Source organism: Parageobacillus sp. G301 (assembly GCF_030268025.1).
Classification (GTDB): domain Bacteria; phylum Bacillota; class Bacilli; order Bacillales; family Anoxybacillaceae; genus Parageobacillus_B; species Parageobacillus_B toebii.
In genome coordinates this window covers 391,327-417,483 of sequence record NZ_BSDB01000001.1, presented here as the reverse complement: position 1 = coordinate 417,483, position 26,157 = coordinate 391,327, and the positions used below count along the sequence as shown (strand labels likewise).

General features: G+C 38.7%; 25 protein-coding genes and 4 pseudogenes. 7 read left to right on the top strand and 22 right to left on the bottom strand.

All coding sequences use genetic code 11. From position 1 onward, the window contains the following. Positions 1-16: 16 nt before the first annotated feature. Together QSJ37_RS02290 and QSJ37_RS02285 are read right to left on the bottom strand one after the other, a co-directional pair. Positions 17-1,324 carry an extracellular solute-binding protein gene (locus tag QSJ37_RS02290; RefSeq protein WP_285754728.1) on the bottom strand — a complete coding sequence of 436 codons (1,308 nt, stop codon included), beginning with the start codon at positions 1,322-1,324 and terminating at the stop codon, positions 17-19. Then, complete coding sequence (locus tag QSJ37_RS02285; protein ID WP_285753355.1) at positions 1,324-1,575, bottom strand: hypothetical protein; 252 nt, start codon at positions 1,573-1,575, stop codon at positions 1,324-1,326. The genes QSJ37_RS02290 and QSJ37_RS02285 overlap by 1 nt, the downstream gene beginning before the upstream one ends. A 412-nt stretch (positions 1,576-1,987) precedes the next feature. On the opposite strand from QSJ37_RS02285, the gene QSJ37_RS02280 reads away from it, so the two are divergent. Further along, positions 1,988-2,611: a LysE family translocator gene (locus tag QSJ37_RS02280; RefSeq protein ID WP_285753354.1), complete on the top strand. Its 624-nt coding sequence runs from the start codon at positions 1,988-1,990 to the stop codon at positions 2,609-2,611. A gap of 166 nt (positions 2,612-2,777) precedes the next feature. On the opposite strand, the gene QSJ37_RS02275 is transcribed toward QSJ37_RS02280, so the two are convergent. Together QSJ37_RS02275 and QSJ37_RS02270 are read right to left on the bottom strand one after the other, a co-directional pair. Further along, complete coding sequence (locus QSJ37_RS02275) at positions 2,778-3,005, bottom strand: amino acid permease C-terminal domain-containing protein (protein ID WP_285753353.1); 228 nt, start codon at positions 3,003-3,005, stop codon at positions 2,778-2,780. 76 nt (positions 3,006-3,081) lie between these two features. After that, the gene (locus QSJ37_RS02270) at positions 3,082-3,303 is read right to left on the bottom strand and encodes an amino acid permease (RefSeq protein WP_244319592.1); all 222 of its coding nucleotides are present in this window, start codon (positions 3,301-3,303) and stop codon (positions 3,082-3,084) included. Between the two features lie 165 nt (positions 3,304-3,468). Between QSJ37_RS02270 and QSJ37_RS02265 the strand changes: the two genes are divergently transcribed. Then, on the top strand, positions 3,469-4,872 hold the full coding sequence (locus QSJ37_RS02265; RefSeq protein ID WP_285753352.1) for an amino acid permease: 1,404 nt from the start codon (positions 3,469-3,471) through the stop codon (positions 4,870-4,872). A gap of 256 nt (positions 4,873-5,128) precedes the next feature. Here the strand turns inward: QSJ37_RS02265 and QSJ37_RS02260 are convergent, their stop codons facing one another. From QSJ37_RS02260 to QSJ37_RS02200, 13 genes and pseudogenes are all read right to left on the bottom strand, one after another. Further along, the gene (locus QSJ37_RS02260) at positions 5,129-5,773 is read right to left on the bottom strand and encodes a hypothetical protein (protein WP_285753351.1); all 645 of its coding nucleotides are present in this window, start codon (positions 5,771-5,773) and stop codon (positions 5,129-5,131) included. Between the two features lie 123 nt (positions 5,774-5,896). Further along, a complete protein-coding gene (locus QSJ37_RS02255) occupies positions 5,897-7,150 on the bottom strand; it encodes an MFS transporter (protein ID WP_285753350.1) in 1,254 nt (417 codons plus the stop codon). Positions 7,151-7,412: 262 nt separating this feature from the next. Next, the gene (locus tag QSJ37_RS02250; protein WP_285753349.1) at positions 7,413-8,192 is read right to left on the bottom strand and encodes an enoyl-CoA hydratase/isomerase family protein; all 780 of its coding nucleotides are present in this window, start codon (positions 8,190-8,192) and stop codon (positions 7,413-7,415) included. 24 nt (positions 8,193-8,216) lie between these two features. After that, positions 8,217-8,987 (bottom strand): SDR family NAD(P)-dependent oxidoreductase, encoded by a 771-nt coding sequence (locus QSJ37_RS02245; RefSeq protein ID WP_285753348.1) that lies wholly within the window; start codon positions 8,985-8,987, stop codon positions 8,217-8,219. A gap of 146 nt (positions 8,988-9,133) precedes the next feature. Further along, positions 9,134-9,888 (bottom strand): annotated as a pseudogene (locus tag QSJ37_RS02240) (SDR family NAD(P)-dependent oxidoreductase). Positions 9,889-10,163: 275 nt separating this feature from the next. Beyond that, positions 10,164-10,634, bottom strand: coding sequence for a YrvL family regulatory protein (locus QSJ37_RS02230; RefSeq protein ID WP_285753345.1), 471 nt, complete (start codon positions 10,632-10,634; stop codon positions 10,164-10,166). Between the two features lie 624 nt (positions 10,635-11,258). Further along, entirely contained in the window at positions 11,259-12,326 is a 1,068-nt protein-coding gene (locus QSJ37_RS02225; protein ID WP_285753344.1) for a PQQ-dependent sugar dehydrogenase, read from the bottom strand. Positions 12,327-12,665: 339 nt separating this feature from the next. Further along, positions 12,666-12,842 carry a DUF1572 family protein gene (locus QSJ37_RS02220; RefSeq protein ID WP_285753342.1) on the bottom strand — a complete coding sequence of 59 codons (177 nt, stop codon included), beginning with the start codon at positions 12,840-12,842 and terminating at the stop codon, positions 12,666-12,668. Between the two features lie 100 nt (positions 12,843-12,942). Continuing rightward, positions 12,943-13,173 (bottom strand): annotated as a pseudogene (locus QSJ37_RS02215) (aminotransferase class V-fold PLP-dependent enzyme); the annotation flags it as partial. Positions 13,174-13,388: 215 nt separating this feature from the next. Then, a complete protein-coding gene (locus tag QSJ37_RS02210) occupies positions 13,389-14,711 on the bottom strand; it encodes a TIGR00366 family protein (RefSeq protein ID WP_285753340.1) in 1,323 nt (440 codons plus the stop codon). Between the two features lie 201 nt (positions 14,712-14,912). Further along, positions 14,913-15,185: pseudogene (locus tag QSJ37_RS18025) on the bottom strand (IS1634 family transposase); the annotation flags it as partial. A 266-nt stretch (positions 15,186-15,451) separates the two neighbouring features. Then, entirely contained in the window at positions 15,452-16,114 is a 663-nt protein-coding gene (locus tag QSJ37_RS02205) for an HAD family hydrolase (protein ID WP_285754727.1), read from the bottom strand. A 632-nt stretch (positions 16,115-16,746) separates the two neighbouring features. After that, complete coding sequence (locus QSJ37_RS02200) at positions 16,747-17,571, bottom strand: ABC transporter ATP-binding protein (RefSeq protein WP_285753338.1); 825 nt, start codon at positions 17,569-17,571, stop codon at positions 16,747-16,749. A 225-nt stretch (positions 17,572-17,796) separates the two neighbouring features. On the opposite strand from QSJ37_RS02200, the pseudogene QSJ37_RS02195 reads away from it, so the two are divergent. Together QSJ37_RS02195 and QSJ37_RS02190 are read left to right on the top strand one after the other, a co-directional pair. Beyond that, a pseudogene (locus QSJ37_RS02195) lies at positions 17,797-18,188 on the top strand (VOC family protein). Positions 18,189-18,245: 57 nt separating this feature from the next. After that, positions 18,246-19,478, top strand: a complete 1,233-nt coding sequence (locus QSJ37_RS02190; protein ID WP_285753336.1) for an MFS transporter — start codon at positions 18,246-18,248, stop codon at positions 19,476-19,478. 475 nt (positions 19,479-19,953) lie between these two features. On the opposite strand, the gene QSJ37_RS02185 is transcribed toward QSJ37_RS02190, so the two are convergent. From QSJ37_RS02185 to QSJ37_RS02175, 3 genes are all read right to left on the bottom strand, one after another. Further along, a complete protein-coding gene (locus tag QSJ37_RS02185; protein ID WP_285753334.1) occupies positions 19,954-20,175 on the bottom strand; it encodes a hypothetical protein in 222 nt (73 codons plus the stop codon). Then, positions 20,172-20,420 carry a methyl-accepting chemotaxis protein gene (locus tag QSJ37_RS02180; RefSeq protein WP_285753332.1) on the bottom strand — a complete coding sequence of 83 codons (249 nt, stop codon included), beginning with the start codon at positions 20,418-20,420 and terminating at the stop codon, positions 20,172-20,174. The genes QSJ37_RS02185 and QSJ37_RS02180 overlap by 4 nt, the downstream gene beginning before the upstream one ends. Before the next feature lie 255 nt (positions 20,421-20,675). Then, complete coding sequence (locus tag QSJ37_RS02175; protein WP_285753330.1) at positions 20,676-20,927, bottom strand: hypothetical protein; 252 nt, start codon at positions 20,925-20,927, stop codon at positions 20,676-20,678. 448 nt (positions 20,928-21,375) lie between these two features. On the opposite strand from QSJ37_RS02175, the gene QSJ37_RS02170 reads away from it, so the two are divergent. Beyond that, on the top strand, positions 21,376-22,143 hold the full coding sequence (locus tag QSJ37_RS02170) for a CsxC family protein (RefSeq protein ID WP_285753328.1): 768 nt from the start codon (positions 21,376-21,378) through the stop codon (positions 22,141-22,143). On the opposite strand, the gene QSJ37_RS02165 is transcribed toward QSJ37_RS02170, so the two are convergent. Then, entirely contained in the window at positions 22,069-22,323 is a 255-nt protein-coding gene (locus QSJ37_RS02165) for a GNAT family N-acetyltransferase (RefSeq protein ID WP_285753326.1), read from the bottom strand. The two genes, QSJ37_RS02170 and QSJ37_RS02165, sit on opposite strands and share 75 nt — an antisense overlap. Positions 22,324-22,838: 515 nt before the next feature. On the opposite strand from QSJ37_RS02165, the gene QSJ37_RS02160 reads away from it, so the two are divergent. Next, positions 22,839-23,336, top strand: a complete 498-nt coding sequence (locus tag QSJ37_RS02160; RefSeq protein ID WP_285753324.1) for a DUF1572 domain-containing protein — start codon at positions 22,839-22,841, stop codon at positions 23,334-23,336. A 289-nt stretch (positions 23,337-23,625) separates the two neighbouring features. On the opposite strand, the gene lplA is transcribed toward QSJ37_RS02160, so the two are convergent. After that, entirely contained in the window at positions 23,626-24,615 is a 990-nt protein-coding gene (gene lplA, locus QSJ37_RS02155; RefSeq protein WP_062754614.1) for a lipoate--protein ligase, read from the bottom strand. A 571-nt stretch (positions 24,616-25,186) separates the two neighbouring features. Here lplA and QSJ37_RS02150 point away from each other — a divergent pair. Further along, entirely contained in the window at positions 25,187-26,089 is a 903-nt protein-coding gene (locus tag QSJ37_RS02150) for a DUF2935 domain-containing protein (protein ID WP_285753321.1), read from the top strand. Positions 26,090-26,157 lie beyond the last annotated feature (68 nt).

Genomic DNA, 26,157 nt, shown 5'->3' with positions numbered 1-26,157 from the left:
TTCGCCTCCTATTCCCCTATTTTTTCACTTTCTTTCCAAGTTCCGGTGTGACTTCTTTAGTCCATCTGTCCGTCCATTGCGCCCGGATCTCGGACAGTTTCTTCACATCCGGACGGAAGACAGGATCGCTGTCTTTCAAGCCGATCGATGCTTCATATTTAGGAGCCGCTTTCATTCCTTTCAGAACCGGATAGAACCCTCTTTCCGCAATCTGCTTTTGCGACTCTTCGCTAATCAGAAAATTGATAAAATCCATCGCCGCTTTTTTATGAGGGGCATTTTTCACAACCGTCGCACTGAACGCTTGCAACGGCGCCCCTTCTTTCGGGATCACCATTTTCAACGGTACACCGGAATCGATCAGTTCGGCGATCGCATAGCTGCCCATCACCGTTACGTCGGCCGCCCCCTGTTGCACAGCCGGCATCATCTGGGTGGAGTTTTTGTAGAACGTATCCGAATACCTGGCGAGTTCTTTCGCCTTTTTCAAACCAGGTTCCAGATTGTCAAGGCTGCCGCCGTTCGCATTCGCAAGGTTATAGAGCAGAGCAAACCCCCAGTCGTTGGCGATGTCGGCGAACGCCGTCTTTCCTTTGTAATCGGGACGAATCAGATCGTTCCAAGACGTTATCGGTGCCCAGCCGTTCTTCTCAAAGGTTTTCGTATTGTATGCAGGTGCGATTACCAATCCGAATACGGGAACTCCGATATTATCCACTGCGACAAACCGCGGGTCAACCTTAGACATGTTGGGGATCGCCGCTGGATCCAATTGCTCAGTCAATCCTTTATCGGCCGCTCGCTGCACGTCAATCGGTACGTAAAACGCAACGTCATATTGAGGAGCGTTTTTCTGCAATTCGACTTTTGACAGGATTTCACCCGACAACCCTGGCACAAAGTTCACCTTGATCCCGTATTTTTCTTCAAATTTCGGCGCAATCACTTCACGAATCGCCTTTTCAATCTTTCCGCCGTTCCCGGCAACCGTAATCTCCTTCACATTGTCTGACGACTTGTTGGCCGGTTTCGCTTCACCGGGCGGTTTCGCATTGGGAACTCCGCACCCGGCCAGTGCCGCCATCACCATCATGAGTCCAATCATGATCCATCGTTTCATGACACAACCCCCATTTTTTACTCTTTTAGCTTCAATAGTTTTTTTATGCACAAATGTGCCTTCACCATTCCACGTTTCGATGATCCGAGCAGCCGCCAGCATGCTCAACGTATCACGGATACTAGAGCGACCGACGCCAAACATATCGCTCCATTCCTTTTCCGAAGGTAGTTTGCTGTCTGACGGAAGCTCATCCTGTTCGATTAATCGCTTAATTTCTTTCGACTATCTCTTCCGGATACTTTTTTCGACGAAATGGGCTTCACTTCCCGCATGACAACCTCCTTTCCTGCAAAGGTGGGCGGGCTTCTGACAAAACCTCCTGGGAGCGGCTGTTGGATCCGCAGTTCTCCTTTCTGAAATCGGTTGCAAAATAATCGATCATCGTTTCCGTAGCGCCGCTTTTCAGACACGAAAATCAGCCGCGCATTCAGTTGGCAATGTGGCCGCCCCAAATCAGCAACACCCTTTCGTCAATCAGAAATGCGGATGATGCAGCATGTTGCCCATTAGCGATCTGTTATCAGACAACCTAATATCCGTATATTTATATTTCTGTCAAACATCCGATATCACTTTTTAATTCTGAAAATTTAATAAATTATTAAAATTACGTCGTGTATGCGGCAATAGCGGCTGAAAAATCCATAAGTCTTAATAAAAAGAATTTATTAACTTTCTTACAGAAAAGAATTCATTCGCCACGCATTGTTTTTATTTTTAGAAATAGTATTGTGTTTGAATTCATCGAAAATGCAGATATAAACATATAAAAAAATAAATTCTAAGTATACTGCTTATGATTGAATTCTGCACCATTCGCTAGTTTGTTAAATGGTGTCCACTTATCTAAGAGAGGTGTTCTAAATGGATTTCGGACTAGTTATGTCCTTTTTAGGTGTGGCGATATTGCTGACATTAATGCCTGGACCAGATATTCTGTTTGTGATTACCCAAAGTATTTCACAGGACAAAAAAGCGGGAGTCGCAACGGCACTGGGACTTTGTTCAGGCCTTATTGTACATATCACGGCTGCAGCGCTTGGGATTTCCGCAATCATTTATCAATCCGCTTTGGCTTTTACCGTTGTAAAATATATGGGTGCAGCTTATTTGCTGTATTTAGCATGGCAATCATTTAAGGAAAAAGAAACAGGCTTTACGATTAACCATCACAAGCCTTTAAAGTATAAATCTTTGTATAAAAAAGGAATTTTCATGAATCTGCTTAATCCAAAAGTATCCTTGTTCTTTTTAGCATTGTTACCTCAATTTGTGAATAAATCGATGGGACACATTGCGTTACAGATGTTGATTTTGGGGATTATTTTTCTGGTTCAGGCTTTAGTGATTTTTGTTGCTGTCAGCGTATTTTCCGAGAAGCTGCGCCATGTCCTGCTTGCTAATTCGTTCATCGCAAAGCGAATGAACATTATAAAAGGTTTGTTATTAGGGCTTATTGGTATACAGATGGCGCTTAGTGAAAAGTGAAATCGTTAGAGTGCTATAATAGGCTCTGTTCGTATTATGAAGCAGCCAGATATCTTCTTTTTAATGGAATAAAATAGGCTTTAGACAAATGTCTGAAGTCTATTTTTTCAATAGCCTGAATTGTCATTAGGCTAGAGAGAAACAAATTAGAAAAACTAATGTTTTTTTAAGAAGCTTCTTTCTGTTGTACATTACCTGAATTTTCTGCTAAGTTACTTTTTCTTTTGCCGTAAAACACATAAATAACAAGGCCTATAATCATCCAAACTATAAAACGAATCCAAGTAATCGGAGGAAGACTGGATAATAAGGTAGATGGAAAATCCAACTCCATCAAAGGAACAACCGGAACAAACGGCGTTCTAAATTTTCTTTCAAATTCCGGCCGTTTCACTCGCAGCACCATGATGGATGAACAAATTAAGATAAACGCTGACAACGTCCCGATGTTAACTAGTTCAGCTACTTCACTAATAGGGGTAACCCCTGAAACAAGCGCGGTAATAACACCAATAATTAAGGTTGGACAATAAGGTGTTTTTATATTTGTACACCTTCATAAACCATTTTGGCAATAAACCGTCGCGGCTCATGGCAAACCATATGCGCGACCCCGCAAGCATAAAAGAAAATAAAACAGACAGAATACCCGCAATGGCAGAAGCTGAAATGAATAACGTGATCCATTTCAATCCGACATTACTTAAAGACTTTGGCTACTGGCGCCGCATTATTCAATGTATGATACGGAGTCATACCTGTAACAAAAAATATGTCGAAAAAAGTAGAAATATGATATAATAGCAAATTGCTTGGCGTTTTGAACTAATCGCATAAGAGAAAAGAGAGGAGATGTCATGAATTTACTTCAAAAAAAGTCAATTACTCACTTGTTAAGTCAAAAGAAAACATTGCAGAAAACATTAGGTGCCTATGATTTAATATTGCTTGGTATCGGAGCGATTGTTGGGATCGGCATTCTTGTGTTGACAGGCGTCGCAGCAGCAAATGATGCAGGTCCTTCGATTATCTTTTCGTTTATGCTGGCGGCATTTGTGTGTGGGTTTGTAGCGTTTTGTTATGCTGAAATAGCATCTGCTCTTCCCGTTTCCGGAGGAGTCTACACATATGCGTATGTAACAGTCGGGGAAGTAGTTGCGTATTTAATAGGATGGACACAACTTTTAATTTATGTTTTGTCCGTTGCAGCAGTAGCAAATGGATGGTCTGCATATTTTCGCTCATTGTTAGAAGGATTTCATTTTCACATCCCGAAAATGCTAAGTGCAGTACCCCAGCAAGGCGGAATGATAAACTTGCCGGCTGTCTGCATTATTTTACTTATAACATGGGTGCTGTCCAAAGGTGTGCAAGAAAGTAAGAAAGTGAATAATACGATGGTAGCTATCAAATTATCTATCATTTTATTATTTATTATTGTCGGAATATTCTATGTTAGACCGGAAAATTGGAATCCATTCATGCCGTTTGGATGGAAAGGAGTTCTCGCGGGAACTGCTACGGTGTTTTTTGCGTTTTTAGGGTTTGATGCAGTTGCAACTGCGGCAGAAGAAGTGAAAAAACCGCAGCGTGATTTGCCAATCGGCATTGTTGTTTCTTTAGTTGTTTGCACTCTTTTATACGTTATTGTTTGCTTAGTCTTAACAGGAATGGTTCCATATCATTTATTAAATGTTTCTGACGCGATGGCATTTGCGCTTCATGCAGTCGGCCAAGATTTTGTTGCAGGAGTTATATCAGTTGGAGCAATTGCCGGCATTACAACAGTTATATTTGTTTATCTTTACGCAACCGTGCGCGTTCTGTTCTCTATGAGTCGCGATCGTTTACTGCCAAAACCGTTTTCAGTAGTTCATTCACACTCTCAAGCGCCTTTTTTTTCGACATGGATTGCAGGATTTACCGGAGCGGCAATTGCTGGATTTATTGATTTGAGAGCATTGTCCAACTTAATCAATATTGGCGCTTTGCTAACCTTTGTGATGGTGGCCTTATCCGTTATGGTACTGCGCAAAACACATCCAAATCTGCAAAGAGGGTTTAAGGCGCCGCTTGTTCCGTATCTTCCAATATTGACAATTGCGTGTTGTATCTTCTTAATGACTCGCCTTGCTCTTGAAACGTGGTTGTATTTCGGCATTTGGATGATTGTAGGTTTAAGTATTTATTTTATCTATAGAATGAAGCACCAAAAAGATTCACACCAAGAGCAAGCATATATGATGAAAAAAGCAAACTAGAAAACAGAATAATCATAAGGTTATAAATAGGATGCTGATACAAAAATTTTGATGCCATTTATCAATCATAAGAATAAACAAACAGCCAAGCGCTTTTTCAAGAAAGCCTTGGCTGTTCTCATTTTTGTAAACCTATTGTCATGACAGTTGATATGGTGTTATGTCAAGAAAATGGACACGTTAAACAGACAGAGATAGCTGAGCTATGCAGATACTCTTTTATGAAATGTTTACTCAATTATGCTCTTCAGAATTATTAAAAGGTCTTGCGCCATTCTTTTTTATCTAATGGTACACCCTTTTTAACATAATTTATTGAAACCGTTCCATGCTTTAATCCAGCATCCTTTTGAATAAATGATACGATCTCGTTAAAAATTTCTTCGTCCTTTTTATCCGGCTTTCTAGGTATGGATATCTGAATAAAAGGAGACGCATCGTATTCTTTATAACTGCTTGGCTTATTTGGATTAACGTTATATGTTATTCCGGTTCTATCATCATATTCTGCCCAAAATTCATCCAACACCCCAAACTTTTGCTCAATATAAGGACGTATATGGTTTTCTAATTCGTTTTCCCACTTCTCCGCAATATAGGTGTCTTCCATCTGTTTTGTTACGTCATTGTAGTAGATTAAAAACTGTGTATCATCCTTTTTGTTCACTGCTTTAGCAGCGTAATCAAATGTAGAGTAGTTACCCATATTATCAAATAGTGTCCCGATAATAACAATTTCATCTTTAAATGTATTTTTTATATATTCCTGTGCTTGTATTTTTACCTTTTTCACTTCATCCTCATTTGCCTTCATGCTTTGTAAAAATGCGAAAGCAAGAAACCCTATGCCGAATGCTAATATGCCGAATACACCAATACCAATTTTTATTTTTTTATTCATGATAATCTTCCTTTATCTTTTATTCATTTTTACGTGATGAATTCCGGTCTTCAACGAAGCAAAAGGGTATCTTCCTACGCATCGGAATGGTCAATAAAAGTATCGTTAATCTATTCGGTAAAGCTATAATTTTATTTGCATTGTCTCATTCTTAACTGTGTGCTCATAATGAGAGTAAACAGATCTCACGTGCTTATTGGCAAAGCATATGATCGATGCCAAAAAGACAAATGCACTGGAAATAATAATCAAATTACGTACACCAACTAAATCTCCAACATAGCCGCCTAATAGCATAGCAACAGGCATCAGCAACATGGCAATGGAAACTTGAAGCCCTTTAATTCTTCCGCGATAACGAGAATCAGTTAGCAACATAACGATCGATTCATACATGATATCATCCATCGTTATGGCAAAAGACAGAAAGAAAACAGCCGCACATGTAAGTATTAAAGAATTAGAGAAGGCAATAATGATAGTAAATAATCCTGTTAACAAATTTAAATATCCAAATGCTAATCCTGTTTTAATTTTTTTGGTCATTCTCCCCCCAATAACCCCGCAAACTAATCCGCCAAATACTAGTGACATCGTTAGTAAACTAAATGTTTGCGGACCGTTGCCAAGCTCTTTTGCGATTGCTGGCGCCGCAATCGTTAACGAGCTGTGCGAAACATTTGCGAAACAAGCAGTAATTAATAACCATTTTAAATATGGAATGTTAATTAAATAATTCCATCCTTCTTTCAATTCCTTGAGCTTCGAACCGGATTTATGATCATTATTCACTGGTGTGGTGGAAATTTCAGAAAACTGTATAAGCAGAACACCACATATAAACACAACAAGAATCGTTATCAATGACCAAGAAGTTCCAATCCATGCAAGAAGAAACCCAGCAATTCCTTGGCCTATAAGTCTGCTTACTCCGCTTAAAGCGATAAAATTGCCATACACACTAGGAAATTTTTCTTTTTCTACTAATTCCCGAAGAATGGTTGATTGTACGGGACCTGATAAAGTAGACAGGATCGTAAGAAGAAAAACAGCAGACATAGACACAATGACAATTCCGAGTTTCCCGTTTATATAAAAATGAAGGAAAACAATGAATATTACTATGCATGAAACAAGGCGACATAAGACGATAACCTTTTTTCGATTAGAACGGTCAGCAATAACTCCGCCTATCGGAGCAATGATTAGTTGGGCAACCATCATCGCGATACTGACAAACGCCGAGTCCATTAAAGAGCCTCTTCCATTATAGGCCAGCCATGTCATGATGATGGTAAACATAGATAAACCAAGAGTGACAGAAATATTGCTTCCTAAAAAAAGTAACAAATTAGTATTGTTAAGTTTTTTACTCATGATCCCGAACCCATTCCCTTTTTAATAAGCTGTAGCATGTTAAATTTGACAAAAATAGTATCCCAAGTTATGACTTGATTTTCGAATAATGGTTAAACAATACTATGCTATAAGGAAAAACGATAACTATTGATGTTATAACATCAGGAGTAATTTAACGAAAAAAATAGACTGGCCAATATGAGTAAATACATAAAGACCTCTTAATACCTCGGGGCCGTCATGCTCAGTTAGTTGAACAACTTTTATTTATGCTCTCCTCTTATCTGCCCTTAAACGCTGGCTTTCTTTTTTCTTTAAATGCAGCGACACCTTCCTTGTGATCTTCCGTCTGAACCATTAATGTTTGTATCAGTCGTTCTTCCTCGAGTATTTCTTCGAGTGTAGACGTAAAGGAATGTTCAATTAATTTCTTTTGTTTTCCGAATGCTTTACTTGGTCCATGCGCTAATTTTAATGCTAGGTTGATTGTTTCTTCCTGAAGTTTTTCTAATGGAAAAAGATAATTGATGACGCCTAATTGATAGATCCTTTCGGCTGGAATCGGCTCTGCGGTAAAGAAGAATTGTTTAGCCAAATGCGGACCAATTAACTTTGGCAGAAAATAAGAACCTCCGCCATCAGATACGAGGCCAACTTGAGAGAAGCTTAAAGCAAACTTGCTATCCTCCGCTGCGACAATTAGGTCGCAAGCCAGCGCTAGATTGACCCCCGCACCAGCCGCGAAGCCGTGAACAGCGGCAATAATCGGTTTTTCTATTTCCTTCATCGTCAAAATCAGTCTATTGAGCCTGCCGATATGTTCATAAACTTGGACGCCGTTTGCTTGCCCCATCGTTTTTACATCGCCGCCAGCACTAAATGACCGGCCTGCGCCGGATAAGACGATCACCCGGACATCATCATCGTTTTCGGCATTCTTGATAGCTTCTGTTAAGCCCAAAATCATTTCTGGGCTGAAAGCATTTAAGCTTTCCGGACGATTTAATGTGAGCGACAACACAGGTCCTAATTTTTCAATGACTAAATGATTTTGAGACATACCAATCTTCCTCTCTTTCGTTCGTTATTTTATCAGCCAGCCGCCATCAACGAGTAGATCAGATCCAGTCATATAGGATGCTTCGCTAGAGGCCACAAAAGCGATGACATTGGCAATTTCCTCTGGTGTGCCGACTCTTTGCAGAGCTGTATTTCGTTGAATGGCCTTAACAAAACGATCATTTTGCAGCGCATCTTCTGTTAACGGCGTCTCTACAAAACCGGGAGATACGGAGTTGACGCGAATTCCGTATGGTGATAACTCAAGGGCAAGCGACCTAGTAAAATTAATCACACCTGCCTTGGCAGCGCTATAATGTGGAATTTCCGCACCAGCCTGATGCCCGGAAAGGGAAGCAACATTTACAATCGCTCGGTCACGTTTTTCCCGCTTTGCTCCTTCTGACATCACTTTTCCAAGTGCTTTCGAGACAAGAAAGACACTTTTTAAATTGACATGTTGAACATAATCCCATTCTTGTTCAGACATTTGTAAAATCTTCGTGTGGGTAGAACCGCCAGCGTTGTTCACTAAAACATGCAAATCTCCATATTGCTGTTCTACATACTCCGCTAATTTTCGGACATCTTCTCCATTGGTTACGTCCGCAGGGAAAATGTCAGCCATTGAAATTCCGCTGTTGCGGTTAATCTCCTGTGCGGTCTCTTCCAACTTCGCTTTTGTCCTGCCGACTAAAATAACTTTCGCACCTTCCTTCGCCAAACGAAGGGCTGTTGCCTTGCCAATGCCACTTCCCGCCCCTGTTACTAAGGCAATGGTTTGTGAAAATCTCATCTTCCTTCCTCCCTTTGTTTTACTATCACTTACACAGATGAGTACTTTTGTCTCTTTTTTGAACTTGATTTTGTTGCAATATTGAAGTCGCTGATTTCGAATTCGTTATAATTTACATAATACTTTTATGATAAACTATTATTTTGTTAAAATGTGAGTCCGCCGCCATCAACGGAAAGTGTAGCACCAGTAATAAATGAAGCTTCATCCGATGCTAAAAATAAAACAGCATTTGCTACCTCCTCCGGAGTGCCAATTCTACCAAGAGCATTTGCCTTAGAGATAATTGGCCATTTTCTTGCGTCCTGCTTCCATCCATCAATAATTTTTGTATCAATGACACCTGGTGCTATTGCATTAACACGGATGTTGTATTTGCCGTATTCCAGTGCAGCATTTTGCGTTAGCAGGATGACACCTGCTTTGGATGCATTGTAAGCCGCTTGATATTTCTTCCCTTTTAATCCTAGTAAACTAGAAGTATTAATGATCGCTCCGCCGCCAGATTTTTTTAACTCAGGAACAGCATACTTGATGCCAAGGAATACCCCCTTTAAATTAACGTCAATGACCCGGTCCCATTCCTCTTCTGTCAAATCAACACTTCTCACTTCAACATTCGCGATTCCAGCATTGTTGAACATGATGTGTAATCCACCACAAATGTACTTGTGGTTATATGAACTAGCTCTTTTACTTGATTGGAGTCCGATACATCCGTTTTCACAAAAATAGCTTCTCCCCCAAATTACTGAATAAGGCTAACGGTTTCCTCACCACTTTAGGAGTCTATGTCACTGACGGTCACCTTCGCTCCTTCTTTGGCAAAGCGGATGGCTGTTGCGTGTCCAATTCCTCCTCCGCCACCAGTAACAATTGCGATCTTTCCTTTCAGTCTCATGCATACACATCCTTTCTAGTTTGTTAACTTTTTCCGCAACTCTTTCACAAACGATGAGGAAAAGAAGCTCTCGCCTTTAGACATGGGGAAATTGACCTCTTTCGAAATACTAACCAGTTGGTATGTTATAACACTATTATACGTTTAAATATCAAATATTCAAATTATTTTTTAAATATTCCAAAAATAATTCCGCTACTTCATAATTTAATGTGTTTATTCACCGATTTCGTATGTGATTTATGATGGAAGTTAATACGTTCTTCCGTGAGAGTTTAGCGAGATGTTTTATTAGCACTCTTACTCTTCGGTTTTTCCCTAAACAAAGCTACTTCAACCATAAATAATAAGAAAGCAAAAAGTAACTCTGCCATTATAGGCATGGTTATGCTATGCATTAACTCATCAACAGTATAAATGGTTATCCAAGAAAAGAAAATATCGATTAGACCTGTAATTATAAGCAAAGCCCACTTCCTTAAACCAAGCATTGGAATTATAACATGAAGAATCTTAGATAAAATATCTGTTATAGTTCCTAATAGGAAAAGCAAACAAATAAAAAGAATAAGGGATTTTGTGGAATCATATTCTACACCTATTAATTTGAAAAAACCAAATATTCCAAAGAAAAAACTGCCTATCACAACAACAAGAGCAAAAGTAATTAGTAAACTAATTGCTGTTATAACTACGAGCTTATCTCGAAAATTCAAATTACGAAAAGACTCATTTTTTTCCTTCATACATAAAAACCTCTCAATTCTTTATAACTTATAACAAAAGGACATTACCCCTTAGTGCCCAATAATTTATTTTACCTTGTTCGTTTTTATCATTCATACATTTTTTAATTTTAGCAAAAAATCCTTCTTTAATCTCTGTGAATAATTTAGGTTCTTATTGTACTAACCTGCCCCGTAGTCGAATAAGAAAATCAACAACATTATTTAACGGAGCCTAAAACAAAAACGCCACCCTGATCAGAGTGACGCCATGCTTCAAATAAAATATCCACGATATCACTATAACACGTCCGAAACAAAATAATCTGTCGTCTTTCTGCCAAAAATCTACCGTTTTTCTGTCACTATTTTTTCTACACAATATTAAATTATACAACTAAGGCTGGAGGAAAGAATAGCTATAGCGATTAACAGACCACCTGCGAACAGTGAAACAGCAAGGAAGTATGTCCCTACTGCAATATCAACCCAACCTATAATTAATAAACTGCAATCCTGTCTGGCTGTAACGAAGAAATTTTTTGTTTCCCGATGTTATCCTGAAAATTAGTATTTTCATCCTTCCGATGGTGCCGCATAGACGCGGCGCGATTGTCGAATTTGTTTAAGACTATTGAAATAGTGTCAAAAAGCTTTCGGAATTGGAATTTTGATTAATTTGTCATCATGATTGGCTGGGGCCCCTCTTCCATCCGTGTTGTTTGTGACAAAAAATAAATGATCTTCCAATATGAATACATCCCGCACGCGACCTACATTGGAAACGATTTGTTTATATGTTTTATTTTTTAAATCGAACGCTAAAATACCTTCCCCACGCAGCTGTGCAACATATAAAACCCTATTATGATAGGCAATTCCAGATGGCGCCCAAGTATGATCCCCCGAATGGAACAATGGTGCGATCATCCCGTCTTTCGTTTCATCTCCTTGAATAAGCGGCCATCCATAGTTTCCTTTCGGTTGAATCAGATTAATTTCATCATGTGCACTGGAGCCATGCTCAGAGCTATAAAGCTGACCCGTTTCATCCCATGCCAAGCCTTGTGGGTTGCGGTGTCCATAGCTATAAACAAAGGAGTTGGAATAAGGATTATCGTCCGGTATGGTGCCGTCAAGATTCATTCGTAAAATTTTTCCGCCAAGAGATGTCTTGTCTTGGGCAATCATCGAATTTGTAGCATCCCCAGTTGTGATGTACAATTTTTTGTCAGGTCCGATTTTTATTCTTCCGCCATGATGAAAATTTCCGCTTGGAATTCGATCAAGCAAAACTTTTTGCTCAAACCATTCATTATTTTCTTCCCGTATTTCTACAACACGATTAAATTGCCCGTTTTCATCCTCATATGTATAGTAAAGAAAGGCGTAATTCTTTTTCTCGGGATGAAGCACAAAACCTAATACACCAGCTTCAGATGCCGTTGAAAGTCGCTTTTTTAAATGCAGTTTCTGCCTAATCTTTCTGTCACCTGTAATTTTCACAATGGAGCCAGTCCGCTCCGAAATATAAAAAGATGTCCCGTCCCAGTCGATCGCCCATGGCACACTTAAATCTTGGGCAATAATTTCCATATTGCCGTTGCTATTTGTTTGTTGTTCCTTTTGAGGTCTGTTTTCTCCCTGTTTTTCATTCGAACAGCCTATTAAAAGAAAAATGATGCTGATCATGATGAGAGGATATTTTTTCATTAAATTTTCTCTCCCGATAAAAATAAATTTCTAGCGTTTGTTATTCCATTTTAAGCGCTACCTATTATCTACATCGAACTTGGCCGCTACGATAAAAATGAATTTCTGCTTAAATAATCTTCTTTCCTTCCATTTAACTATGGATAACAGATTTAGTTATTCATTTAAGTCGATGTATCCAAGGAGTTTATCATTTCGTTTTCCTTTTTCATACTACATTCACCTTTCATCCGTTAGCATCGTCATTTACAGTATGTTCAAAAGTGACGTTTATAATAAAAATTAAATCAGATTGTCTTTTTGACTGTTTAGATATTTTATTTCAGTTTTATTGATTATTTAGCACATAGTTCTATTTTTTATAAACTCAAAAAAAGCCCCGTCCTTTTTCCAGCAAACAGAGAGCTTCTCTTTGCTTTTCAGACCATTGATAAATTCGCGCTCACGGCTTCTGTTCGGTTTTTCACCGTCTGACATAAAAAAGTCAGTCCAGCAGGAAAGCGTGTTGCCGCCCATGTGTTTGACAACCGGATTATCATTTTTTCTCCCAATGTAGAGCAAATGAGTTGATATTCCCAAAACATAAGGATTTGTCGCTGTTTCTTTTAATAGATCAATAATGTGTTAGTTGATGAATATCGAATTCCGAATGATTTGCCTGGCCAAACCATCCTGTTACACGCGGCTGCCATTTTTCTGCAAGCTCAGTTTTCATATATAAGAAGGCCATCCCCGGAATACCTAACATGTATTTCCTAGTTCCTGCCGCCAATATGTCAATATCCATTTTCTTCACATCAATGGGCACCTGTCCTGCTGATTGGTAAGCATCAACAAATAAGTTTGATCTTGGTCGATATGTATTACAAAATGATCCAAACGTATCATATTGTCACTCCTTTCAAAAAACACTTCAACATTATCTCCATGCCTTTTTCATATACACCAGCAAAAATCCCCCTTTGCATGCGAGGGGGATAGACTAATACGGTTATTTCGAATATAGCAACTTATTAACCTGCTATGGTATCAATTTATTCACTTTTTGGATTTGCAGGAAATCTAGAAAAACGATAGTCCAATCATAAAAATAATTCCAGATACCAGCAGCGTTGTGACACAGTACCCCATAATATCTCTCGCTCCCAAACCAGCAATGGCAAGGGCAGGGAGTGCCCAAAACGGTTGTGCCATATTCATCCATGCCTCACCGTAAGCAATCGCCATCGCTGCAATGCCCGGATCTACCCCTAAAGAAGCAGCGGCTGGCATAATGAAAGGTCCTTGAACGACCCAGTGCCCTCCGCCAGATGGAACGAAGAAGTTAATGAAACCTGAACTTAAAAAGGCAAGAATCGGAAAAGTATGCTCATTAGAAATAGAAATAAAGGCATTCGTAATGATACCACCTAACCCTGATTGCTCCATCATCCCTTGAATTCCCGCATAAAAAGGAAACTGAATCAAAATGCCGGCTGTGCCGCGCACAGCGTTTGTGATTGCTTGCATATACGATAGCGGAGTACCGTGCAACAGCAAGCCCGTAAAAAAGAAAAGTAAATTAACTGTATTCACATCAATTTTAAATCCCTTCGACGCAAAGTAATATATCAAGTATGCGTATCCCATAGCGACGATGAAAAATGTCAAGATTCTGCTGTTTTCCATACGCACAGCGAAACTTTTCTCATCCGATGCAGTCAATGACACAGCACTTTCGTCTTCAGCAAGCAGTTTCGGATCGATTGTTACTACTTCATGGGGCTTCGGCATCATTAATCTCGTCATAATAGGGAGAACAATGAGAAGTGATATAGTTACAAATAGATTAAAGTCTGTAAAAATAGTTTTCGTTAATGGAATAATCCCGGATATTTTCTCCATTGGATTTCCTGGAGTTGCCGCCAATAAAGGAATCGATCCAGAAAGTCCGCCATGCCAAGTTAAAAAGCCTATGTAAGCGCTTGCGATTAACAGCCGATAATCAGAACCTGGAACCCTTTTGGCTACTTCTTTGGCAAACAAGGCACCAACAATCAAGCCAAATCCCCAATTGATTAAAGATGCGACCGCTGCACCTAATGTAACTAAGATAACGCCTTGAGCAGGAGTTTTTGCGACACTTGCAAAGCTTCGCAACCATTGTTTAACAAGCGGCGAACTAGCTAAAGCATGCCCCGTAACTAAAATTAAACTCATCTGCATCGCAAACGCTAATAAATTCCAAAATCCATCTCCCCAAAAGCGGATCATATCTATTGGACCATGGGGAGTAAAGACAATCCCGGCCACAAACAAAATAACAGTTAGAATAAGCGCAAATACAAAAGGATCAGGTAAAAATCTCTGTACGAGCGCTGTAAAAAAATTAGATAATAATTTCATACAATGCCCCCTTTTTATGCAAGAATATTACATCAATTATAAATTAACATAATATTATTAATTTTAAAAGAAGTTATGTTCTATCGTTTAACATTGAAATGTAAATCCCAAACTCGGCACTTACTAGATAAGCAAATCGTTCATCATCCCTTATGAATCAAGGGTTGATGAATGATCGGGCACACTTCATGCGTGTATCTATTAATTTGGAATGTCTAGGATTTTTGTAGGAGGCTCCACTTCAACAGCCGCAAAGATTTGACATTGTTTGGCAGCGTTTTCTGTACGCTGATGCAAGTCATCGTATTTCGAAGAAAAATGATCTAAAGTTAGCCGCTGCAGTTCGTCCCTCACTTTCCACTAGGACTATCCGGTACGGATTTTGATAACTCGGACCTATAAGCAAAACAGCCAACTGAGTAAAACATGGACACGGATGCGGTCTTCCAAGCAATGATACATCGGTCGCAATTTTCTCTTACCATTCTTGAGCTGTTCTGTGTGGTCCTGTTGCTATAAAGCAATAAAGAGGCTGTCCCAAAAGGTCGTTTTACAGACCTTTTGGGACAGCCTCTAAGAAAACATAATCTTTCTTTTGCATTCCACAGTCACTCGGACGTTTCGGCATCATTTGACACAACTGTCTGGACATAAATCACGGATTGACTCCTAAATTTTGGACACATCTTAATTAATGGTGCTCTCTCATCCCCTACTGGTGTGAGTTGAACTTTCGGTTTCTATTTCACTAATTTTGCTTCTACTAGGGCCAACAAGTCATGCAATCCTATTTCGCCCATTGACGATAAACGATGCAGATGCCCAGAAAAGTCTAGAAAGCTAGTAACAGGGTTCGGTACAATCACACAATGAAGCCCCGCCTTAATAGCTGCGGTGAGACCATTTTTAGAGTCTTCGAATGCTAAAGCCTCATGCCCTTCAACTCCTAGGTCTTGTATAACTCGTAAATAAAGCTCTGGATCGGGTTTTACTCTCTTTACATCATCCGATGTTTTAATAACATCAAAAAATTCTTTGATTCCGAATCTTTCTAAAAACCCCTCAACCCATCTTCTACTAGAGCTTGACGCAAGCCCAATTTTCAAACCAAGATTTTTTGCCGTTTGTAAGTAATCCAATACTCCTTCTCGAAGCTGTAAATGACTCATTTTGTCCTGATATCGTTCACGGGTTTTTTGGCTAATTTCAGTACGATCAATGGGCTTATGGGCAATTTGGGCAAGCCGTTCATACAATATATCGTCCGTTGTTCCAATACAAATTGCAAAGTCTTCTATCTTTAAATCACAATCATATTCGATCATCACTTCTTTAAACACATCAAACCAAACTGACTCTGTATCTACAATTAATCCATCAAAATCAAACACGATTGCTTTAATCAATTTCAAATTCCCCCGTTTTAAATTTTGTTTAATTGGATTCTTACTTCTTCGAAAAGCCTGTAATTGTAAAACAAGTAATAAACGCAACTTTACTGATAAATAAGTAAGATTAAGATAAAGGACATAATATTCCCGCTCCTAATACTTTATACATTATACATTGTACAACAAACTTATGGGTATCTAATTTCTAATAAATTAATGATATTCTTCACAATGGGTAACTTAGTATACCTTGTTGATTATAACCGTTGTGTTTAATATGTTATACCGGCAAGGAGTATAAAACTTAAATAACCCTCTCCCACCTACATTTCATAGTGAGGCGGGAGAGGGTTCATAAGGATGATGCATCTAGAATTGTTTCATAATTGTGGACGATCACTGTGATCACTAAGATTAAAATGCATTTCAAAGACTTAAATCCTCTCAAATGCTTGGGCAATGAACAGTCTTAATTTTTCCCTCATTTTCTTCTCAGTGATTTCGTTGAGACCCAATTTGGAAATTTTAGAAGCTGATTAAAAGGCACTGAAAAGATCCCAAATAGGTGAATTTTAGCCAGGTGTGTGGCTAGCTGAAAGATGAAATTGGTTAAATTAGAAGGTGTGAACTCTGGATTTCCTTATTTATTTTGATTCTGCCTTCGCAAATTTTGTCGAATCAATATTTTTATGTATGGAAACCCATGGCCGATTATTTTCCCAATGAACTTTCATCGCCAATTGAAATGTCTCTGATAAACATTCATCTGTTAATACTTCCTCTTTTCGTCCCGCGGCTACAATTTGCCCCTCTTTTAACAATAATACGTGTGTCATCTCTTCTATAATTTCCTCAATATAATGAGTGACGTATAGTACGTGACATTGTTGATGTGCAATAATCTCTTTCGTTAATGATAAAATATCTTCCCTTGCTAAAATGTCTAATCCTATAGACGGTTCATCTAATATAAGCAATTTCGGTTTTGCCATTAACGCTCTTCCGATAAGTACTTTTCTTTTTTCTCCTTCTGATAATGTGTCATACGTTTTCCCTTTTAAATGATCGATTCGCAAAAATCCCATTAGCTGTTTGGCCTGCTCTCGATCGTCATTGGTCACATTTTCGTATAATCCTATCGACGCAAATTTACCGCTTATCACAATATCCTCTACTGTTTCCGCTCTTAACGTTTGATTGAAACGGTCAAGAGAACTGCTGACAAAACCGATTTTCTTTCGAAGCTCAGGCAAGTTCGTTTTCCCGAATTGATGCCCTAAAACAGAAACTTCCCCTTTTGTCGGATATTGATAGCCTGTTACGATATTTAATATGGACGTTTTTCCTGAACCGTTTAAACCTAATATGACCCATTGTTCCTTTTCTTTTACTTCCCAATTTATATCCTTTAAAATAACCCGATCTCCTCTTATCAAGGACACGTTTTTCATGCTTATGATATTTTCCATTTCACACTGCCCCTTTATTTTTTAGAATATTATAACAAATCGTTAGCAAAAATATAAGAATCTGTCTACATTTTTGCAGGCCAGTAAGCAGTTCTAAATAATAAAATTGTAACAGTTGACAATTTGTGTCCGATTACAGATAATGTAACAGGAACGTATATTCGCTCGTTTGTCGAGACTAGATTTATGCCGTTCTTACATATTCATAAAAGGAGCTGTTTTCAAATGGAAAATTCAAATCAAAAAATTACTACGTGTTTCATGTTCATGGCAAGGCGGAAGAGGCAATGAATTTTTACACCTCTGTATTTGACCGATCAGAAATAAATAGTGTTTTTCACTATGAAGATGGAACAGTATTATATGCTACATTCACCTTAAAAGGACAAACGTTTATGGCTATAGATAATAGCAACAAGCAAGAGTTCCCTTTTACTCCTGCAATGTCACTGTTTGTAACATGTGATACCGAAGAAGAAATAAACAGAGTGTTTGAGCAGTTATCACAAGATGGCAAAGTTCTAATGCCATTAGCCGCTTATCCATTTAGCGAAAGGTTTGGTTGGGTGGAAGATAAATACGGTGTCTCATGGCAATTAAACCTTGCAAAAAGCTAATGATTAGTTAACAGCCCATTTTTAAATGAATACTAGATAGATAGAGAGGTTATTCTTATGTCATCAACAAACTCCAATCCATCCTTGGCTTCACTATTACGCAATCGTTTCATCCAAACGATTATGACGGCTGGCCTGTTTATTCAGGTTGGCATTTGGGTACGTAACTTTGCGATTCTATTGTTTGTCACCGAGAAGACAAATGGGGATGCGCTTGCCGTATCACTCATATCGGTGGCCGAATTTGCACCGATTTTTATTTTCTCCTTTATTGGCGGTACGTTCGCGGACCGTTGGCGTCCAAAACGAACAATGGTCTGGTGCGACCTCTTGAGCGCTATATCGATATTTATAATATTAATAGCGCTCCTATTTGGCACATGGAAGGCTGTTTTCCTCGCAACATTCGTCTCCGCGGTTCTATCGCAGTTCTCTCAGCCGTCGGGGATGAAGCTGTTCAAAGTACATGTTCCGGGAGAACAGATGCAGGCGGGTATGTCGTTATTCCAGACAATGATGGCTATTTTCATGATCATCGGTCCGATATTAGGCACCTTTGTCTTTCAACAATTCGGTATATACATCTCTATGGCGGTAGTAGGTATATCTTTTCTATTATCTGCTCTTGTGCTGACCTTATTGCCTCCCGACCGGATGGAGGAAAAGGAGGAAAGAGAAATATCGCTCTGGCATGAAATGAAGCTCGGCTTTCAATATGTGTGGTCGCGCAAGATTCTTGTGACTTTGGGAGTCGGCTTCATGGCTGCAGGGTTAGGGCTTGGGTTAATCCACCCGTTGGCCATCTTTCTAGTAACAGAGCGTCTTGGTCTGGAAGAGAGTTATTTGCAATGGCTGTTCACTGCCCATGGAGCAGCGATGATCATCGGTGGCGCTGCGGCGATGGTATTCTCCAATCGGATTGCACCGCACATCCTGATGATGCTGGGGATGGGAAGCATGGCTGCAGGAATTTTTGTGATGGGTTGGTCCACTATGCTCTGGCTTACTTTAATGGCTGAGTTTATCATCGGTCTATTCATGCCTGCTCTTCATATTGGCATTAATACGATTATACTGAACAATACCGATGAAGAATTCGTGGGACGCGTCAACGGAATATTGACCCCTCTGTTCATGGGTTCGATGGTCATCACGATGAGCTTGGCTGGTCTGTTGAAAGAACAATTCTCCCTATTTGCGATCTATGAGGCTTCTGCCGCTCTCTTTGTCATTGGCATTCTGGTCATGCTCCCGATGTTCCGAATGATTAAAACGGCTGAAGCCGAATAAATAACCACTAACAAAGCCCATTAGCCAGACATGCTGCGGTACAGCATCACAAAGATGAAAATGTTGTTTTTGTGTCTAAAATAAGCTGTTTGACATAAATGTTCAAACAGCTTATTTTTATTGACAAAAAATCCTCAATTACCATAGATTGATTCCCGATATTCACTACTAACGTATGAATTTTTATGACATTGATTATTTAGAACATAGTTTTATTTTAAAATAACAAAGACAGTGGTTGGCGGCATTGATCTCCCTTCTTGATTCAACTAGTGATTTTTAACTTGTTAACTGTAAAAAGCAAGGTGATAGCTTAAGGGTGTGATTTGACGATGAAAGAAAAAGCAACACCGAATCGATGGTATTGCTTTCAAATTCTCCTCCTGTTGATTTGCATCATTTATTTTTTGATACAAACGATGAACGGAAGAAAGGATCGCATTGGCTGCTGTGGCTAATTCATCAAAAAGTTCATTCATATTTTGTATTTTTCTACACCGCCTTCTTGAACTTTTTTGGTAAACTCTGTAATCTTTCTAATTTCGTCAGAACTTGCTGAAAGTTGCTGAACAGCAGCTGAAACCTTAATGATTTGTTGCAAAACATTGTCCATGTCTGATTGGATCACTTCAAAAGCGTGTTTTGCCTCATTTACGATACGAATACCGTTTGTCACTTCTTCTTTTCCTCCGTTCATATATTCCATTTCTTGGATAAAAAAACAATTTCGCTAATTTGATTGGTTGACGCAGTCGCCTCTTCTGACAGTTTTCTTACTTCATCGGCAACCACCGCAAAACCTCTTCTATGCTCTCCGGCACGTGCTGCTTCAATCGCTGCGTTTAATGCCAATAAGTTGGTTTGATTGGAGATTTCCGTAATGGTATCGACTATATTTCCGACCTCTCGAGAATGCTTAGACAAATAATGAATCGATTCCATTTGACGCCAATTACCGTCTCAATTGCCTTAAACCCATCCGCAACAGCCTGTAAGGTTGTCGTTGACGTATTGGATACGTTTTGGGCATTTGAGGCGATTTGTTGGATGCCGGATGAAATATCCATCATAGCTTTGGTGCTTCTTTCTACATTTTCGGATTGAATGTTAGCCCCTTTCAAAATATCCGACGCTACTTTTGATATATTTTCCATATCCCTGCAAAGTGTTTGTAAAGAATCCTTTAATTCTTCGGCATCATGTATCATGTTCAAGGCTTTGGAAGAAAACCATCACTTCATCTTTCTCATTAGATAAAGATTGTTCTTCTTGACTAATTTGCATTGATTCAACTGAAAACTTTCGATTAAAAAGAACAGCAGTAACGAAGATAGAAATAAAGGAAGATATGATAGCAGATCCAATCAACCAATGAAAAGAATGTTTTGCGAAATAAAGCGATAAAAGAATAGTAGGCAAGAAAAATGAAATACTTAAAAGCCCATTCATTTTAACCTTCACACTCGTACAATTGACTCCCCTTCTATTTTTTTATGCCTAAAAGTAAAGCTTTCCCCAAACATTTTTATCCCCCAAGTTGCATAAAATCAGGACGATGGAGCTTCCTAATCAACAGAAAACCCGTAAAACAAAAAATCCCTTACATAAACATGAAGGGAATCCTAATACTCACAATTGCTGGCTGACATAGTCTTCATTGATCCTTACAAATTTCGGTCACTCCGTTTCGAAAATTGTATTCTTAGTATTTTTGCATACTTAATATCGGGCTGAGGAATTATATTTATTTATATAGAAAAAACACCCTATTTTGATTCTTTGATTAAAAATGAGAAAAATGTTTGTTGTACAAACCCATACTTTAAAATGAATGCTGAATATTGTATTAACGTAGGAATCGAAAAAATCTCAAAAAATAGTAAGGAGTGGATTTTTAATGAGCTATTTTGGCAATAAAGGATCGAATAAACAACCAAATTCCCCAGCTTGTCCAGTAGAAGCAAAAGCACAATCCCATTTTTCCGATGAAGCTACCCCGGTAGTCGCTACACCAGGTCTTACGCCAATTCTTAAAGTTCCAGTTGTACTAGCGGAAAGAACCATTCAAGTTGTTTTAGAAGCAGATATTCCGCTTGATCCGGCTGCAACTGAAATTAAGAGAGTGACAAAGAATGTATTTTTAGAACAAGTGAAATTGGTGCCTGTTAGATTTGCGCGTATTGACGACACGGACTTCTTTAGAGTCACAAGAGCCAAATTATTTGTGTCAGGTTTCATTCGCAAAGATATTGAATATGCTTCCAATGCATGTAATGGAGCACTCCTAGATAGAATTGCCGATCTTCCGTTTTCTGGTTTTGCAGAACTTCTAGAAGGCGATTTCCTCACTTTCCCAATTATCGGTATTTCAGAAGACAGCAAAGCTTTCTTCCTTAATGAGAAAAATGACTTAACCCCTCGCTTAGATAAATATTTCTTCCAAAATCTCGTCAAATATAATGAACAACCATACGGCGAGTTAATAGGCGCGAATTTCTACGAACTTGATTTTTCGCCAACTCATGTAAGCCCTGAGGGAGAGTTTAGCTCATTGCGCGAAAAAATCGTCATGGATCTTACTGTAAAAGTATTACAAGTCCAACAAATGCAAGTTGCGGCTACAGGAATAACTCCTGCTTTCCCTGAAGGTACTGTTGATAGTTAACAAGTCTCTCACTAAGGCGATAGCCATATTTCGATTTTTGCTCGATCTGAACCGCGAAAATGATTGAATGAATTTTTGTATCAACAAAGAAGCTATTTCGAAATTAGGAGCTACAATCGGACCCAAGATTAGGTTGACAGATCTCAAAACAGAAAGTCCATAATTACGAACTTTATTCAAAAAGGATTCTTCGTTTTTATCGTATAGGTTACAATTCCAATATACTAATAGTAAAGTATCTAAGAATTAATCTAAACAAGCTAGCGAATGCTAGCTTGTTTATTTTATGTCGGAGAAGAGGTTCTATACTCAGCCTTAGCGGCGATTAATCGAAAAAATCACAACAATTCACACTTCTTCTGCTGCTTTATGAACATTTTTCTGCCATATGCGGCATCTCCTAAGCCTCAATTGGATGTTCGCTTTTTGCAACTAGTACCGCTCTAGCTTGCCAATCTAGAGAAGCCGCACTGTCTAATATTTTAGATCGTGAACACCTAAATTAAATCATATGCAGAAACGTTTTAAAGGCTCTATATCCAAAGCTTATGCCAAATCCAACCAAGGAAATTCCCGCGGGCAACAGATAACCATTTTAGCCATTTTTGGCTTATCATTTTTCTTCCTAAATGCACAGAGGAATTTATTCTCTTTTGTGGAATAGATCAATAGTTGCTTTTATGGAGGGATTAAATATGAATATTGGCCAAGAGTACTTAAGGGTCGTGAGGGAACGATTTTTGGATATGAAAACGACAGCGGAAAAAGCAATGGAGCAATTATCCGAAGAAGAGCTTTTTTATTGTTTCAATGAAGAATCAAATAGTATTGCCATTATTGTCAAACATATGAGCGGCAATATGTTTTCCCGCTGGACCGACTTTTTCCATTCAGACGGTGAAAAACCGGATAGAAATCGTGATGATGAATTTATCAACGATTGGAGCACCCGAGAAGAACTGCTCGCTTGCTGGGAAAAAGGCTGGAGAACATTTTTAAATACGTTAAACGAAATAAAGGAAGATGATCTATTAAAAACCGTTACGATTCGAAACGAACCTCATTCCGTCATTCAAGCCATCGAACGGCAAATGTACCATTATTCCTATCATATTGGGCAAATTGTCTACATCGCAAAACAAATAAAATCAAAAGATTGGAAGACATTAACGATACCAAGAAAAAGGCCATGAATTTTGACTTCCACGATCCGAATGATGAAAAACTCTCCCTTTCACACATGATTCGTGCCTCCGTCTTATAGGATGCACGAATCTTTGCTCCTATGCTATTAAGAGCTGCTTTAGCGTGCTCTTCACACCCAGTACATGTCATATTCACTTGTAAACGATATTTACGTGTTAACACTGAAACACCTTCTATAACATTTCACCTTATCATCCCCAGATAAAGTAAAAACCCTGTACGATAGTACAGGGTCAATGTTTGTCGGGGCTAAATGGGGCCTCTTGCCCTTTTTGTTCAATATATCAAATTGATAAATTCTTCTTTCTCAATGTTCCCGAAATAATGCTTGATATCAACATCTTGCAACGCTTTTTCAATTTCAGATTTCTCATATCGTTTTCCGATAAGTTTCTCTTCGATTTCCGCTACGTCTCCGGCGCCAAAAAAGTCACCGTAAATTTTGCAATTTTCAATGATTCCCTTTTGAACTTCGAGTCTCACATCTATTTGGCCGGCCGGGAACCGGTGTGAATGCTGAAGATTAAATTTAGGCGATTTTCCGTAATTCCATTCCCAATTTTGATAGCGTTCTCTAGAGAGCTTGTGAATGTTAGCCCAATCCTCTTCTGTCAAGACATATTCAGGAATGTCCTTGTCTTTTCCAAAAATACTCTCTAACAGGACGGAACGGAACTCTTCTATTGTCATTTTTTCTTTTAGAAATTCAGAAATATTTGCCACCCGGCTGCGGATGGACTTAATTCCTTTTGATTCAATCTTATCTTTTTTTACATTAAGCGCTGAAACGATATTCTCTATTTTCGAGTCAAACAGCAGCGTACCATGGCTGAACATTCTTCCCCTTGTTGAAAACTGGGCATTTCCGGAAATTTTTCTTCCTTCCACAATAATATCGTTACGACCGCTTAATTCTGCATTAACACCAAGTTTTTTTAATGCTTTGATAATAGGTTCCGTAAATTTCCGGAAGTTAAGAAAACTGTCGCCATCATCTTTCGTGATAAAACTAAAGTTTAAATTTCCTAAATCGTGATAAACGGCTCCGCCGCCTGACAGCCTTCTGACAACATGGATCCCGTTTTTCTCTACATACTCTGTATTAATTTCTTCAATAGTATTCTGGTTTTTTCCGATAATGATGGAAGGCTCATTTATATAAAACAATAAATACGTTTCATTAATGTCAAGGTTTTTTAAGGCATACTCTTCGATTGCCAAATTAATTCTCGGATCTGTAATCCCCTTATTATCAATAAACAACATTTCCTATGCACCTCGACTTTATAATTATGTCAAAAAATAGAGATTTTTTTCTACCTCGCTCCGCTTGCTGGCCATGTTAGGAAAACAGATGACTCGTATGCCTTTTCGTGCATCACTGGAGATGGATAGACATTACTAAAATGAACTCGTTGGTAATGATAAAAACACTTGATATGCTCAAAATCACTGTCTTTGGCCTTTCCCTTGTTTCCTATTTTTCAAGAAAAACAAGCTCTTTCTTGATAATTACTGTGAAACGACCCCATGCAGGCATAATCGTAACAGCACCCTTAGTTTTATGATAACGTTTCTATATTTGACGTGTCCACTTTTTAGACCAACATTAAAAAACAATGACAATCGCAGTGGTTCTTTTGACCATAGGGTGTATTCGAAACTTGAAGACGTTCCACAATCCAGCCATGGAATGAACTGCACCGCCATTGAAATCGCGAGCTTCTCGCTTCATCAAATGTGTAAAACATAAATAAGCTTTTTTCTGGGATATACACCAATCCAAAACATTCGCATATCATACATTAGCCTATCTAAACGTAGGGAGGAAAACCATATGTGGAGTCCATCTAACATACCAGGGCATTTTGCCGAAGATAGAACAAAATCAATGCTTTTGCCCCCAGAGCAATTTGCAGCCCCGCCAGAGTCCCTTTCAGAAAAAATGTTTATTGAGCGTTCCCTTACTGAAAATAAATTTTGGCTTCGTATTATGAAGGAGCATGCATTGTTTCTTGGGGAAGGTATGGATCGAAATGATAAAGATTTAATTCAACAAACAGAACGTTTCTACTACTATTTTGAACAGCAAGAAAAAAGGGCGCATCAAACGCCAGAATCAGTTGAAGCAGTTAGAAAACTGAATGAAGACAGTATCCAGTTGGTGTATGGATTTAGAAATTTCAAAAGAAATCTTCTCATTATGATTATAAATTGTAAAGTTCGGGGGTTTAATTTTCCTCTCCTTGTTGATCATATTGCTCGTGAAGCAGAATATTTTATGAATAGCCTGCAAAAATTTAACAATGGCATATTAGAGCCTATTCAAGATGCCATTATCCATGAGAATGTTTTTTGGCTGCGCATTATGATGGAACATTCCCGTTTTATTGCTTCATTGCTAGACCCATCTGAGAGAAATTTGGTGAATACCGCACGAAAATTTGGCGACGATTTTGAAACTCTGTTAAACCAAGCTAGGGACGTGGAATCCATGCTTTGTCATAAGAAACCGACCTATCCGATCATCGGAAAGATGAATAAGGATAGCGAAAGCGCAACCGAAGAATTAAGAAACTTCAAAAAAGCGGGGCTTGAGCTAATTAAAAATTGTCAGATTAGAAACATTATTAATCCTTTACTAGCTGACCACGTTCTTCGTGAAGCTGAACACTTTTTATTCATGATTCGTGTTCTTGAAGAACGGTTAAAACAAAAACAGAAAGAAAAAAATATATAATGATACTCGATAAATTTTTTATGATATACAAAAAACGTCTTTTCGACAGTTAAGAATCCCCTTCGCCA

Coding starts and splice junctions, on each gene's coding strand:
- QSJ37_RS02220 (WP_285753342.1), bottom strand. CDS start 12,842: ATGGGCGGCAACACGCTTTCCTGCTGGACTGACTTTTTTATGTCAGAC.
- QSJ37_RS02225 (WP_285753344.1), bottom strand. CDS start 12,326: ATGAAAAAATATCCTCTCATCATGATCAGCATCATTTTTCTTTTAATA.
- QSJ37_RS02250 (WP_285753349.1), bottom strand. CDS start 8,192: ATGTCTCAAAATCATTTAGTCATTGAAAAATTAGGACCTGTGTTGTCG.
- QSJ37_RS02175 (WP_285753330.1), bottom strand. CDS start 20,927: ATGAATGGGCTTTTAAGTATTTCATTTTTCTTGCCTACTATTCTTTTA.
- QSJ37_RS02260 (WP_285753351.1), bottom strand. CDS start 5,773: ATGAATAAAAAAATAAAAATTGGTATTGGTGTATTCGGCATATTAGCA.
- QSJ37_RS02280 (WP_285753354.1), top strand. CDS start 1,988: ATGGATTTCGGACTAGTTATGTCCTTTTTAGGTGTGGCGATATTGCTG.
- QSJ37_RS02265 (WP_285753352.1), top strand. CDS start 3,469: ATGAATTTACTTCAAAAAAAGTCAATTACTCACTTGTTAAGTCAAAAG.
- QSJ37_RS02210 (WP_285753340.1), bottom strand. CDS start 14,711: ATGAAATTATTATCTAATTTTTTTACAGCGCTCGTACAGAGATTTTTA.
- QSJ37_RS02230 (WP_285753345.1), bottom strand. CDS start 10,634: ATGAAGGAAAAAAATGAGTCTTTTCGTAATTTGAATTTTCGAGATAAG.
- QSJ37_RS02185 (WP_285753334.1), bottom strand. CDS start 20,175: ATGAACGGAGGAAAAGAAGAAGTGACAAACGGTATTCGTATCGTAAAT.
- lplA (WP_062754614.1), bottom strand. CDS start 24,615: ATGTTGTTTATTGATAATAAGGGGATTACAGATCCGAGAATTAATTTG.
- QSJ37_RS02180 (WP_285753332.1), bottom strand. CDS start 20,420: ATGGAATCGATTCATTATTTGTCTAAGCATTCTCGAGAGGTCGGAAAT.
- QSJ37_RS02160 (WP_285753324.1), top strand. CDS start 22,839: ATGAATATTGGCCAAGAGTACTTAAGGGTCGTGAGGGAACGATTTTTG.
- QSJ37_RS02150 (WP_285753321.1), top strand. CDS start 25,187: ATGTGGAGTCCATCTAACATACCAGGGCATTTTGCCGAAGATAGAACA.
- QSJ37_RS02190 (WP_285753336.1), top strand. CDS start 18,246: ATGTCATCAACAAACTCCAATCCATCCTTGGCTTCACTATTACGCAAT.
- QSJ37_RS02170 (WP_285753328.1), top strand. CDS start 21,376: ATGAGCTATTTTGGCAATAAAGGATCGAATAAACAACCAAATTCCCCA.
- QSJ37_RS02255 (WP_285753350.1), bottom strand. CDS start 7,150: ATGAGTAAAAAACTTAACAATACTAATTTGTTACTTTTTTTAGGAAGC.
- QSJ37_RS02200 (WP_285753338.1), bottom strand. CDS start 17,571: ATGGAAAATATCATAAGCATGAAAAACGTGTCCTTGATAAGAGGAGAT.
- QSJ37_RS02245 (WP_285753348.1), bottom strand. CDS start 8,987: ATGAGATTTTCACAAACCATTGCCTTAGTAACAGGGGCGGGAAGTGGC.